The 12,311-nt window shown below is 73.9% G+C and carries 12 protein-coding genes; 9 read left to right on the top strand and 3 right to left on the bottom strand.

Annotation, left to right across the window (positions count from 1 at the left end):
* Positions 1-24: 24 nt before the first annotated feature.
* Both ACPXCB_RS17435 and ACPXCB_RS17430 read right to left on the bottom strand, forming a co-directional pair.
* A complete protein-coding gene (locus tag ACPXCB_RS17435) occupies positions 25-891 on the bottom strand; it encodes a TNT domain-containing protein (RefSeq protein WP_425876618.1) in 867 nt (288 codons plus the stop codon).
* A gap of 196 nt (positions 892-1,087) precedes the next feature.
* Complete coding sequence (locus ACPXCB_RS17430) at positions 1,088-2,380, bottom strand: acetyl-CoA C-acetyltransferase (RefSeq protein WP_425876616.1); 1,293 nt, start codon at positions 2,378-2,380, stop codon at positions 1,088-1,090.
* Between the two features lie 55 nt (positions 2,381-2,435).
* On the opposite strand from ACPXCB_RS17430, the gene ACPXCB_RS17425 reads away from it, so the two are divergent.
* The 7 genes from ACPXCB_RS17425 to ACPXCB_RS17395 all read left to right on the top strand — a co-directional run bounded on the left by ACPXCB_RS17425 (position 2,436) and on the right by ACPXCB_RS17395 (position 9,761).
* On the top strand, positions 2,436-3,791 hold the full coding sequence (locus ACPXCB_RS17425; RefSeq protein ID WP_425876614.1) for a 3-oxoacyl-ACP reductase: 1,356 nt from the start codon (positions 2,436-2,438) through the stop codon (positions 3,789-3,791).
* Positions 3,792-4,036: 245 nt separating this feature from the next.
* Positions 4,037-4,861 (top strand): MaoC/PaaZ C-terminal domain-containing protein, encoded by an 825-nt coding sequence (locus tag ACPXCB_RS17420; RefSeq protein ID WP_425876761.1) that lies wholly within the window; start codon positions 4,037-4,039, stop codon positions 4,859-4,861.
* 156 nt (positions 4,862-5,017) lie between these two features.
* On the top strand, positions 5,018-5,773 hold the full coding sequence (locus tag ACPXCB_RS17415; RefSeq protein WP_425876612.1) for an NUDIX hydrolase: 756 nt from the start codon (positions 5,018-5,020) through the stop codon (positions 5,771-5,773).
* Positions 5,770-6,744 carry a J domain-containing protein gene (locus ACPXCB_RS17410; RefSeq protein ID WP_425876610.1) on the top strand — a complete coding sequence of 325 codons (975 nt, stop codon included), beginning with the start codon at positions 5,770-5,772 and terminating at the stop codon, positions 6,742-6,744. Before ACPXCB_RS17415 ends, ACPXCB_RS17410 begins: the two co-directional genes overlap by 4 nt.
* A 9-nt stretch (positions 6,745-6,753) precedes the next feature.
* Entirely contained in the window at positions 6,754-7,713 is a 960-nt protein-coding gene (locus ACPXCB_RS17405; RefSeq protein WP_425876608.1) for a hypothetical protein, read from the top strand.
* Between the two features lie 61 nt (positions 7,714-7,774).
* Positions 7,775-9,064, top strand: a complete 1,290-nt coding sequence (locus tag ACPXCB_RS17400; RefSeq protein WP_425876606.1) for an adenylosuccinate synthetase — start codon at positions 7,775-7,777, stop codon at positions 9,062-9,064.
* An 82-nt stretch (positions 9,065-9,146) separates the two neighbouring features.
* The gene (locus tag ACPXCB_RS17395; protein WP_425876604.1) at positions 9,147-9,761 is read left to right on the top strand and encodes a DedA family protein; all 615 of its coding nucleotides are present in this window, start codon (positions 9,147-9,149) and stop codon (positions 9,759-9,761) included.
* 44 nt (positions 9,762-9,805) lie between these two features.
* Here the strand turns inward: ACPXCB_RS17395 and ACPXCB_RS17390 are convergent, their stop codons facing one another.
* Entirely contained in the window at positions 9,806-10,450 is a 645-nt protein-coding gene (locus ACPXCB_RS17390; RefSeq protein WP_425876602.1) for a TetR/AcrR family transcriptional regulator, read from the bottom strand.
* A gap of 67 nt (positions 10,451-10,517) precedes the next feature.
* Between ACPXCB_RS17390 and ACPXCB_RS17385 the strand changes: the two genes are divergently transcribed.
* Both ACPXCB_RS17385 and ACPXCB_RS17380 read left to right on the top strand, forming a co-directional pair.
* Positions 10,518-10,970: an SCP2 sterol-binding domain-containing protein gene (locus ACPXCB_RS17385; protein WP_151455555.1), complete on the top strand. Its 453-nt coding sequence runs from the start codon at positions 10,518-10,520 to the stop codon at positions 10,968-10,970.
* 1 nt (position 10,971) lies between these two features.
* A complete protein-coding gene (locus ACPXCB_RS17380; protein WP_425876600.1) occupies positions 10,972-12,186 on the top strand; it encodes an acyl-CoA dehydrogenase family protein in 1,215 nt (404 codons plus the stop codon).
* The last annotated feature ends 125 nt before the right edge of the window (positions 12,187-12,311 follow it).

The following is a 12,311-nucleotide window of genomic DNA, read 5'->3' as shown; positions in this document are numbered from 1 at the left end:
CCTGACCTCCCCTGTCCACGCGGCTCAGCAGACGGGGGTTCCGCCGCCCACTCCACCCTGCCTCGGCACCGCGGAGGTCGGGCATGGCGGGGCGACGCCGTCCAGGTACTCCTCGACGAGGTAGTGGTGGTCGATCAGCCACTGCACGTTCAGGGTCCCACCGGCCTGCGGCACGTACGCCGGGTTGAGCTGGAACTGGGTGCCCATGCCGGGCTGCGCGAACCACGGCGCGATCGGGCCGGAGTCGACGTCGAACGGCTTGAGCACGCAGTAGGTGTGGTAGTTGGCCAGCGTGGCCGCCGGCGGGACGCCCGGCGGGGGTGGCGGGATCGGCGGCGTGTTCAGGCTCTGCGGCGCGAGGGATCGGGCGCTGAACGGGGTGCCGACCGGCGAGAGGAAGGCGCCGCCGGGGAAGCCGAAGCGGTCGAGCCGGTACCCGGGCAGCAGGGTCTGCCGGGCCTTGACCGGCTCGCCGTGCGGGCCGAGCACGTAGCCCTCCTGCGGCGGGAAGCGCAGCGCCGCCGGGCTTCCGGCGGTGTAGTTCGCCAGCCACTCGGTCTCCGTCTGCAGGCCGAGCCGCTGGTAGCCGGCGAGCAGCGGCCCGACCGGTGAGGCGAAGGGAAGCTGGGCCGGCCCGAGCAGCCGGTTGCCGCCGTAGAACGTGGTGGTCTCGGGCGCGTTCGGCGCCAGGCCGGGGCGGCAGAGGCTCGATGCGGGCTGCCCGTCGCCACCACCGGGGTACGCGACCGGCTGCCCGGCAAGGCGCCGCCCGTCCTCGGCGGGCGCGGCGGCCTGGGCCACCGCGGTGGGGGCGGCGGCGTACGAGGCGCCGGGGAGCAGGACCAGGGCCGCACTGGAGAGTGCGGCCACCAGCCAACGTCTTGATTTCACTACAAACCTCCTGAAGAAGGACGACCAGCGCCTTCATCTTCAGGAGGTTGAGACGTGAATGTGAGCTCTTGTTCGTTTTATCCCTCGAAGAGCCGACGACCTGTTTTCTGAGGTCGCGGTTCTACCCGGCTGCGGCTCGGCCAGGGCCGACAACTCGTTGCACAACGCGTCGGCGTTTGCGGGGCAGGTTGCCGGCTCAGCGCTCCAGAATCGCGGTCACGCCCTGGCCGCCAGCGGCGCAGATGGAGATCAGGCCCCGGCCGCTGCCCTTCTCGGCGAGCAGCTTCGCCAGGGTCGCCACGATCCGGCCGCCGGTGGCCGCGAACGGGTGCCCGGCCGCCAGCGACGAGCCGTTGACGTTCAGCCTCTCCCGGTCGATCGCGCCGAGCGGGGCGTCCAGCCCCAGCCGGTCCTTGCAGAACTCCGGGGACTCCCAGGCGGCCAGGGTGGCCAGCACCTGCGAGGCGAACGCCTCGTGGATCTCGTAGAAGTCGAAGTCCTGAAGCGTCAGCCCGGCCCGGGTCAGCATCCGGGGCACCGCGTACGCGGGGGCCATCAGCAGCCCCTCGTCGCCGTGCACGAAGTCGACGGCGGCGGTCTCCGACCAGGAGAACCACGCCAGCACGGGCAGGCTGTGCGCGCGGGCCCACTCCTCGCTGGCCAGCAGCACCGTCGAGGCGCCGTCGGTCAGCGGCGACGAGTTGCCGGCCGTCATGGTCGCCGCCTCGGCGTCGGGCCCCTTCGCGCCGAAGACTGGCTTCAGCGCGCCGAGCTTCTCCAGGCTGCTGTCGGGGCGCAGGTTCGCATCGCGGGTCAGCCCGAGGTACGGGGTCAGCAGGTCGTCGAAGAACCCCCGGTCGTACGCGGCGGCGAGCCGCTGGTGCGAGCGCAGGGCCAGCTCGTCCTGCGCCTGCCGGTCGACCTGCCAGCGCAGCGCCGTGCGGGCGGCGTGCTCCCCCATCGACAGCCCGGTACGCGGCTCCGCGTTGCGCGGGATCTCCGGCTTGAACGGCTGGGTGGGGCGCAGCTTCGCGGCGATCTTCAGCCGCTCGCCGAGGGTGCGGGCACTGTTGAGCCGGAGCAGCGTGCGGCGCATCTCCTCGTTGACGGCGAGCGGCGCGTCGGAGGTGGTGTCCACGCCGCCGGCGATGCCGACGTCGATCTGCCCGAGGGCGATCTTGTTGGCGACCAGGATGGCCGCCTCCAGCCCGGTGCCGCAGGCCTGCTGGATGTCGTACGCGGGGGTGTGCGGGTCGAGCTTCGAGCCGAGCACCACCTCGCGGGTCAGGTTGAAGTCCTTCGCGTGCTTGAGCACCGCGCCGGCCACCACCTCGCCGACGCGCTGGCCGGCCAGCCCGAACCGGGCGACGAGCCCGTCCAACGCGGCGCCCAGCATGTCGGCGTTCGACGCGCTGGCGTACCGCGAGTTGGACCGCGCGAAGGGGATGCGGTTGCCGCCGATGACCGCCACCCGCCGGATGCTCTGCACGATCCCGCCTCCTCGAAAGACTTGCCCTCAACCTACTCGCCAGTAGGCTACGCCTATGACCGACAGGTACGCGAGCTTCGTCCGATCGGGGGCCGGCCGCACGCTGGTCAAGCGCCTCGGGCTGCCCGACCCGCCGCGACTGCGCCGGCACACCCCCGGCGATCCCATCGTGCCCGGCCCCGTCCTGCTGGGCGCCGCGACCGGCGGCCGGCTCGCCGAGCGGGCCGGCAGGCTCCTGACCGCCGCCGGGGTCGAGCTGCCCGATCCCGGCGCCGTGGAGTCCACCGGGCGCTTCGCCGCCCTGGTGTACGACGCCACCGGCATCACCGACTCCACCGAGCTGCGCCAGCTGTACGACTTCTTCCACCCGCGCGCCCGGTCGGTGCTGCCCAGCGGCCGGGTCGTCGTGCTCGGCACCCCGCCCGACGAGTGCGGCTCCCCCCGCGAGGCGACCGCCCAGCGGGCCCTGGAGGGGCTGACCCGCAGCATCGGCAAGGAGTTCGGCCAGGGCGTCACCGCCCAGCTCGTCCACGTCACGAAGGACCCCGACGCCGGCACCTGGACCAGCCTGGAGGCGACCCTGCGGTTCCTGCTCTCCGGCCGGTCCGCGTACGTCTCGGGGCAGGTGGTCCGGGTCGGCGCCGGCACGGCCGAGGCCCCGGCCGACTGGGACCGCCCGCTGGACGGGCAGGTCGTCCTGGTCACCGGGGCGGCCCGGGGCATCGGCGCGGCGCTGGCCCGGGTGCTGGCCCGCGACGGCGCCCGGGTCGTCGCGCTGGACATTCCGGCGGCCGGGGACGAGCTGGCGGCGGTCGCCAACGAGATCGGCGGCACCGCCGTCCAGCTCGACCTGACCGCCCCCGACGCCCCGCAGCGGCTCGCCGAGCATCTGGCCGAGCGGCACGGGCGGGTCGACGTGGTCGTGCACAACGCCGGGATCACCCGCGACAAGACCCTCGGCCGGATGGACGCCGACCGGTGGGACTCGGTGCTCGACGTCAACCTCTCCAGCCAGGAGCGGATCAACGACGTGCTGCTGGAGCGGGAGCTGATCCCGGCCGGCGGCCGGATCGTCTCGGTCTCCTCGATCGCCGGCATCGCCGGCAACCGGGGCCAGACCAACTACGCCACCAGCAAGGCGGGCGTGATCGGGCTGGTCGAGTCGCTCGCCCCGGCGCTGCGTCAACGGCAGATCAGCGTCAACGCGGTCGCCCCCGGTTTCATCGAGACCCGGCTGACCGCGCGCATCCCGCTGGTGATCCGCGAGGCGGGCCGGCGGATGAACAGCATGTCCCAGGGCGGGCTGCCGGTGGACGTCGCCGAGACCATCGGCTGGCTGGCGTGGCCGGCCTCCGGCGCCGTCAGCGGCAACGTCGTCCGGGTCTGCGGCCAGAGCCTGCTGGGGGCGTGATGGCGAGGAGAGGACAACCGGCGCCGGACCCGGACGACCTGTCGGTGCACGAGCTGATCGACGGCCCGACCGAGATCCTGTCGCAGGACACCCTGGACGCGATCCGCGGGCCGGCGGCGTCCGGCCACGACCTGAGCCTCGAAGAGACGCACGACCTCTCCGCCTCCGCCGCCGAGGCGACGCGGGACCTGTCGGGCGGTGGCCCGGCCGGGACGGGTGCCCGGGAGCGCGTCGAGCTGTCCCGGATGCCGGCGGCCGGGGCGCTCTACCGGCGGGCGCTGCTCGGCGCGCTGCCCGGCCTCGGCGGTGGGCGGCGGTCGGCGGGCGTCCCGGCGGTCGAGCTGGCCGTCGGCGGGATCGCCGTCGACCGGACGCACCTCGCCGACTACGACCGGGTCTGCGGGTTCCGGCTCACCGACCGACTGCCCGCGACGTTCCCGCACGTCATGGGCTTCCCGCTGGCGCTGCGGCTGATGACCGCGCCGGAGTTCCCCATCCCGCTGACCGGCGTGGTGCACGTCGGCAACCGGATCACCGTGCACCGCCCGATCAGCGCCGACGAGACCTTCGACTTCCGCACGTACGCGGAGAACCTGCGCCCGCACGACCGGGGCCGGCAAATCGACGTGGTGCTGGTCGGCTCGGTCGACGGGGCGGAGGTGTGGCGGGGCGTCTCGACGTACCTCGGCAGGGAGGGCAAGCGGGGCGGCGGCGGTCGGCGCGAGCAGGCCGGGCGGCCCGCGACGCCGGCCGGCTCTGCCCGCTGGCGGGTCGATCCCCGCGTCGGTACGGACTACGCGCGGGTCTCCGGCGACCACAACCCGATCCACACCTCCCGCCTCGGCGCCCGACTGTTCGGCTTCCCCCGGCCGATCGCGCACGGGATGTGGAGCAAGGCCCGCTGCCTGGCCGCGTTGGAGAACCGGCTGCCGGACGCCTACACGGTCGAGGTGGCCTTCAAGCTGCCGGTGCCGCTACCGAGCATGGTGAGCTTCGGCCTGCTGCCGGACGGCGGGTTCGCCCTGCACGACTCGCGCGGCCGACCGCACCTGGCGGGCCTCGTGCGCTGAGGCGCCCCTGCCGAAGCTGGGTACGCCCCTGCCGAAGCTGGGTACGCCCCTGCCGAAGACGGGTACGCCTCTGCCGATCCGGAACCCGGGCTTGGCAGAGGCGTTCTCGTGCGCTAAGTTCTTCTCAGATCGAGATGTTCTCAGAATGAGAGAGACATGGTTGACGAGCAGGACTTCCTGGCCGCGTACGACCCCGGGGCCTACCCCTCGGTCGCCGTGACCGTCGACGTGGTGGCGCTGACCATCCGGGACGGCGCGCTGCACCTGCTGCTGATCCGGCGCGGCCAGCCGCCCTTCGCGGGGCACTGGGCGCTGCCCGGCGGCTTCGTCCGCCCCGACGAGGACCTCACCGACGGCGCCCGACGGGAGCTGGCCGAGGAGACCGGGCTCGGCGGCGAGGGACTGCGCCGCGTACACCTGGAGCAGTTGGGCAGCTACGGCACCCCCGACCGCGACCCGCGCATGCGCGTCGTCTCGGTCGCCCACCTCGCGTTCGCCCCCGACCTGCCCGACCCGGCCGCCGGCACCGACGCCGACGAGGCCGGCTGGCTGCCGGTGACCGCGCTGGCCAACCGGCAGCTCGCCTTCGACCACGGCCGGATCATCGACGACGCGCTGGAGCGGGCCCGGTCCAAGCTGGAATACACCCCGCTCGCCACGCGCTTCATCGCCGGCGAGTTCACGATCAGCGAGCTGCGCGCCGTCTACGAGACGGTCTGGGGCCACCCGCTGCACGCCGGCAACTTCCACCGCAAGGTGCTCTCGGTGCCGGGCTTCGTCGAGAGCACCGGCACCAGCACCGAGCGTGGCGGCGCCCGGGGCGGCCCCCGCGCCAAGCTCTACCGGGCCGGCGACGCCCGGCTGCTGCACCCGGCGCTGCTGCGCCCCGCCCGGGAGGAGACGGTCCGATGAGGACCGCCGACGCCGTCCGCCTGGTCGCCGCGGCCCGCACCGACGCCGACCTGTTCGGCACGGACCAGCCGGCCCGGCGCTACCGCGAGCTGGTCGCGGCCCTGCACCCCGACCGCCTGCCGGCCGACCCGGCGGTACGCGCCGAGGCCACCGACGCGTTCGTCCAGGTCACCACCCGCTGGCGGGCCCGGCAGGTCACCGTCCTCGGCGACTACCGACTCGGCACGCCGGCCCACTCGGGCCACCTGGCCGACCTCTACGGCGTCGGGGCCGACCGGCTGCTCAAGCTGCCCCGGCGACCCGCCGACAACGACCTGATGGCCCGCGAGGCGCACGCCCTGCGCACCATCGCCGAGCGCGGCGACCCGCGCTACCTGCCGTACGTGCCCCGGCTGGTCGAGGACTTCCGGCACCTCGACGCCGCGACCGGCGCGGAACGGCGGATCAACGTGCTCGCCACCGCGCCCGGCCTGCACGACCTCGACGAAGTCCGGCGCGCGTACCCGGACGGGCTGGACGCCCGCGACGTGGCCTGGATGTGGCGCCGGCTGCTGGTGGCGCTCGGCCTGGCCCACCGGGCGGGCGTCGTGCACGGCGCGGTCCTGCCGCCGCACGTGCTGATCGAGCCGGACGCGCACGGCGTGGTGCTGGTCGACTGGTGCTTCTCCGCCCCCGTCGGCAGCACGATCCCCGCGCTGGTGCCCGGCTACGACGCGAACTGGTACCCCGACGAGATCCCCCGGAAGCGGCCCTGCGGGCCGGGCACCGACATCGCGATGGCCAGCGGATGCATGAGCTGGCTGATGGGGGCGCGCGCGCCCCGCGAGCTGGACGCCTTCGCGCGGGGCTGCCGCCAGCGGGCCCTGGACGCCCGGCCCGACGACGCGTGGCGGCTGCTGCGCGAACTGGACGAGGTGCTGGACCGGCTCTACGGGCCACGCACCTTCCGACCCTTCACCCTCAACCCCTAAGGAGCTGTCATGGGCAGTGGAATGTGGTCCACCGACGTGTACGACGCCGCCGACCGCTACCGCCGGAAGACCGGCAAGAGCGCGTTCTCCTACAGCGACAGCGGGGCGCGCAAGGTGCACCCCGCCCTCGACCCCCGCGACGCGATGCGCGAGAGCCGGGACTCCGACGAGCACCCCCGCTCGACACCCATCGCGGTGCTCTTCGACGTCACCGGCTCGATGCGCAACGTGCCGCGCGTCCTGCAGACCAAGCTGCCGCAGCTGCTCGGGCTGCTGCAACGGCAGGGCTACGCCAGCGACCCGCAGATCATGTTCGGCGCGATCGGCGACGCCACCTGCGACCGGGTGCCGTTGCAGGTCGGCCAGTTCGAGTCGGACAACCGGATGGACGACGACCTCGGCCGGATCGTGCTGGAGGGCGGCGGCGGCGGGCAGATGACCGAGTCGTACGAGCTGGCCATGTACTTCATGGCCCGGCACACCGCGACCGACTCCTGGGAGAAGCGCGGCCGGCGCGGCTACCTGTTCATCATCGGCGACGAGCTGGCGTACCCGCAGGTGAAGTCCCGGGAGGTGGCCGGCGTCGTCGGCGACGACCTGCGCGAGGACGTGCCGCTGCGGCAGATCGTCGACGAGCTGACCCGCCGCTGGGACACCTACTACCTGCTCCCCGCCGGCAGCCACTACTCCGGCAACGCCAAGGTGCTCGACTTCTGGCGGGACCTGCTCGGGCAGAACGCCGTCGTGCTGGACGACCTCGACGCGGTCTGCGAGACGATCGCGCTCACCGTCGGGCTCGGCGAACAGGCCATCGACCTGGACGAGGGCCTGCGCGACCTCGACCGGGCCGGCTCGGGCGCCAGCGGCACCGTGTCGAAGGCGCTGGCCCGCCTGCGCGGGGGGCGGCGCGCCGAGGTGTCGACGCTGCCCGCGTTCCGCGACACCGGCGGCGAGGTGACCCGGTTGTGAACCACGTGACGGCGGTCGGCGGCGGCAGCTCCGGCTTCGGCTCCGGCGGCGGGGAGGCCCGGTGAGCAGGCACGTCGCGGTGGTGGACCTCGGCTACGGCGACGCCGGCAAGGGCACGGTCGTGGACTGGCTCTGCGCCACCCGGCCGGTGCACACGGTGGTCCGCTTCAACGGGGGCGCGCAGGCGGCGCACAACGTCGTGCTGCGCGACGGCCGGCACCACACGTTCGCGCAGTTCGGCGCCGGCACGTTCCACCCCGGCGTCCGTACGCACCTGTCGCGGCACGTGGTGGTGGACCCGCTGGCGCTGGCCGCCGAGGCCGACCACCTCGCCTCGGTCGGGGTGCCCGACGCGCTCGACCGGCTGACCGTCGACGGGGAGGCACTGCTCGCCACCCCGTACCACCGGGCCGCGAACCGGGCCCGGGAGATCGCCCGGGGAGCCGACCGGCACGGCTCCTGCGGGCTCGGGGTGGGCGAGACCGTCGCGTACGGTCTCGCCCACCCCGACGAGGCGCCCCGGGTGGCCGACTGCGGCGACCCGGCGCTGCTGCGGCACCGGCTGACCGCCCTGCGGGACCGGCTGACCGCCGAGCTCGGCCCGCTCGACGCCCCGCCGGTCGAGGACTGCCTGCCCGCGTTCACCGGCTTCGCCGGGCGGGTGGCGATCGTCGACCGGAGCTGGCTGGCCGGGGCGCTGCGGGCCGGCACCTGCGTCTTCGAGGGCGCCCAGGGGGTGCTGCTCGACGAGTGGCACGGCTTCCACCCGTACACGACGTGGAGCACCACCACCTTCGCCAACGTCGACGGCCTGCTCGCCGAGGCGGGCCAGCCCGGCGGCGCCACCCGGATCGGGGTGTTGCGCGTGGTCACCACCCGCCACGGGCCCGGTCCGCTGGTGACCGAGGACCCGGCCCTGCCGCTGGCCGACCCGCACAATCCGACGAACCCGTGGCAGGGCCGGTTCCGGTTCGGCCACTTCGACGCGGTCGCCCACCGGTACGCCCTCGCCGCGGCCGGTGGGGTCGACGGCCTGGCGCTCACCCACCTCGACCTCGCCGGCCCCGGGCTGCGGATCTGCCGCCGCTACGACACCACCGACCGGCTCACCCCGGGCCCGCCCGGCGACCTGGACCGGCAGGCCGCGCTCACCGCCCGCCTGCTGCGCTCCCGCCCCGTGTACGACGACGCCCCGCCGCCCGACTGGACGGCGGCGGTGCAGGAGGAGCTGGGCGCGCCCGTGGTGCTGACCTCCCGGGGTCCCACCGCCGACGACAAGACCCCGCACGGCCCGCTGCTCGCCCCGCGCCCCCTCGCGCCCGCCAGAACGCCCGCCGAGGCGTCGGTGTGACGCCGGGCCGCCCCGGAGTCCCGAGCGGGTCGATCCGGCGACTCGACCACCGGGCGGGTCGCACCCGGCGAGCATGGGAGGCATGGAGTCCGTGCTCGACCTGCTCCGGCAGCTGGTCGCCTCACCGTGGGTGTACCTGCTGATCTTCGGGCTCACCGCGGTCGACGCGTTCTTCCCCGCCGTACCCGGCGAGACGGCCGTGATCACCGCCGCGGTGCTCGCCACGGGCGGCAACCCCGACCTGGTGGGGGTGATCGTCGCCGCCGCGCTCGGGGCGTGCGTCGGCGACCACGTCTCGTACGCCATCGGGCGCGGCGGCGGGGCGAGCCGGCTCGCCCGCTTCCCGGCGGACAGCCGGCGCCGGGCCAGCTCCGAGTGGGCCCGGCGGGCGGTGCACCAGCGCGGCGGGCTGATCCTGACCACGTCCCGGTACGTCCCCGGTGGCCGGACGGCGGTCACCCTCACCATGGGCGCGGTCCGCTACCCGATCCGGTCGTTCCTGCTCTTCGACGCCATCGCGGCGGTGAGCTGGGCGCTCTACTGCACCCTGCTCGGCTACTTCGGCGGGCTGGCCTTCGAACGCGACCCGGTCAAGGGCATCCTCGCCGGCGTGGGCCTCTCGCTGGCGATCACCCTGCTGCTGGAGTCCGCCCGCTGGTTGCACCACCGCAGGCGCCGCGCCACATCTCGCCGCTGAACCACCTGCCAGCCGACGAGCGGGACGCCACGGCCGTCGGCGGGTCAGGACGGGGGCATCCGTGGGTGCCAGGTGACGCCGTGCAGGAGTTGACCGGCACCGAGCCAGGCGACGTTCATCATCCGGGTGGCGGTCTTCTCCGGGTCGGCCTCCGGGTGGTCGGCGAGCCAGTCCGCCAGCGACTCGGTCGCCCCCACGAGGGCGTACGCGACGACCTCCAGGTCGGTCTCGCCCACCTCGCGGCCCTCGGCGCGCAGCGCGTGGTCGAGCATCCCGGCGACCACCTCGACCAGCCGGGCCCGCATGCCGGCAAGCTCGCCGGCGAAGGGCTGCTCGCCCCGGGCCTGCCGGTAGAGCACCGCCCATCCGTCGCGGTGCGCCCCGACGAAGCCGAAGAAGGCGCGCAGCCCGCGCCAGAGCCGCTCGTCGGCCGGCAACTCGGGGGCGGCCGCCCCCGCGATGGCCTGCATCATCCGGGTGCCCTCCCGGTGCAGGCAGGCGACGAAGAGTTCTTCCTTCGTGCCGAGGTACGCGTAGACCATGGGCTTGGAGATGCCGGCGTCCTCGGCGATCTCGTCCATGCTGGCCGCGTGGAAGCCCCTGCGTGAGAACACTTTCACGGCCGCGTCGAGCATCTGCTGCTCGCGTACGGCGCGGGGGAGGCGCTTGAAGGTGGGTGGGGTGGACACCTTGCGAGCATACCTACTCGCCCGTAAGGTTACGCACGAGTAGCCAATACCCGGAAGGTGCAGCCCCATGACTGACTTCGACCCGGCCAACTTCGCGAACGTCGGCCCCAAGGAGTTCGCCCAGCTGGTCAAGTCCACCCCGGACGACAAGATCGCCGAGGTGATGTCCGGCGACCTGCGCGGCAAGATCCTCGGCGAGGTCTTCGGCCGGATGCCGCAGCTCTTCCGCGCCGACCGGGCCGGCTCGACCAACGCGGTCATCCACTGGAACATCACCGGCCGTCCCGACGGGGGCACCGACACCTACGAGGTGGTCGTCGCCGACGGCGCCTGCACCGTCAACGAGACCCCGCAGCACGACCCGAAGCTCAGCCTCACGATGGGCCCGGTCGAGTTCCTGAAGATCGTCTCCGGCGGCGCGAACCCCGTCATGATGTTCATGACCGGCAAGCTCAAGGCCAAGGGCGACCTGGGCCTGGCCGCCAACATCGCCAACCTGTTCGACATCCCCAAGGCCTGACATGGCCGAGTTCTCGCTCGACCTGAACGAGGAACAGCGGGATCTGCGCGACTGGGTGCACGGCTTCGCCGCCGAGGTCGTGCGCCCGGCCGCGGCCGAGTGGGACGCCCGGGAGGAAACCCCCTGGCCGATCATCCAGGAGGCGGCGAAGGTCGGCCTCTACGGCTTCGAGTTCCTCGCCACCTGCTGGGCCGACCCCACCGGCCTCTCCCTCCCGATCGCCAGCGAGGAACTCTTCTGGGGTGACGCCGGCATCGGGCTGGGCATCTTCGGCACCTCCCTCGCGGTGGCCGCGATCTACGGCGCCGGCACCCCCGACCAGATGGTCGAATGGGTGCCGCAGTGCTTCGGCACCGTCGACGAACCGGCCGTCGCCGCGTTCTGCACCACCGAGCCCGAGGCCGGCTCCGACGTCGGCGCGATGCGCACCCGGGCCGTCTACGACGAGGCGGCCGACGAGTGGGTGCTGAGCGGCCAGAAGGCGTACGCCACCAACGGCGGGATCGCCGGGGTGCACGTGGTCACCGCCTCGGTCGACCCGACGCTCGGCTCCCGCGGGCAGGCGGCGTTCGTCGTACCGCCGGGCACCGCCGGCCTGAACGCGACCCGCAAGCTGCGCAAGCTGGGCCTGCGCGCGTCGCACACCGCCGACGTCTTCCTCGACGACGTACGCGTGCCGGGGCGCTGCCTGCTCGGCGGCCGGGACGCCCTGCTCGAACGGCTCGACCGGGCCCGCTCCGGAAAGCGCGTCTCGGGCCAGGCCGCGATGCGCACCTTCGAGCTCTCCCGACCCACCGTCGGCGCGCAGGCGCTGGGCGTGGCCCGGGCCGCCTACGAGTACGCCCTGGACTACGCGAAGGAGCGGGTCCAGTTCGGCCGCCCGATCATCGAGAACCAGGCGGTCGCGTTCGCGCTGGCCGACATGAAGTTGGAGATCGACGCCGCCCGGCTGCTGGTCTGGCGGGCCTCCTGGATGGGCCGCAACAACCGGCCCTTCACGGCCGGCGAGGGCTCGATGTCCAAGCTGAAGGCCGGTGAGGTGGCCGTCTCCGTCACCGACAAGGCCGTGCAACTGCTCGGCGGGGCCGGCTTCCTGCGGGACCACCCGGTCGAGCGCTGGTACCGGGACGCCAAGATCTACACCATCTTCGAGGGCACCTCCGAGATCCAGCGGCTGGTCATCTCCCGGGCCATCTCCGGCGTCCAGATCCGCTGACCGACCGCCGGCACGGTCGCCGTCCAGGGGCCGCGCCAGGCCCGGGCGTCCGCCGCGCCCGTACCGCTGCGCGCTCGATCTCCAGATCGCCCGCGTGGGGTCCCCGGCCCGGGGGCCCCACGCGC

Source organism: Micromonospora sp. DT62 (genome assembly GCF_049847285.1).
GTDB lineage: Bacteria > Actinomycetota > Actinomycetes > Mycobacteriales > Micromonosporaceae > Micromonospora > Micromonospora reichwaldensis.
This window is presented reverse-complemented; position numbering and strand designations above follow the sequence as displayed.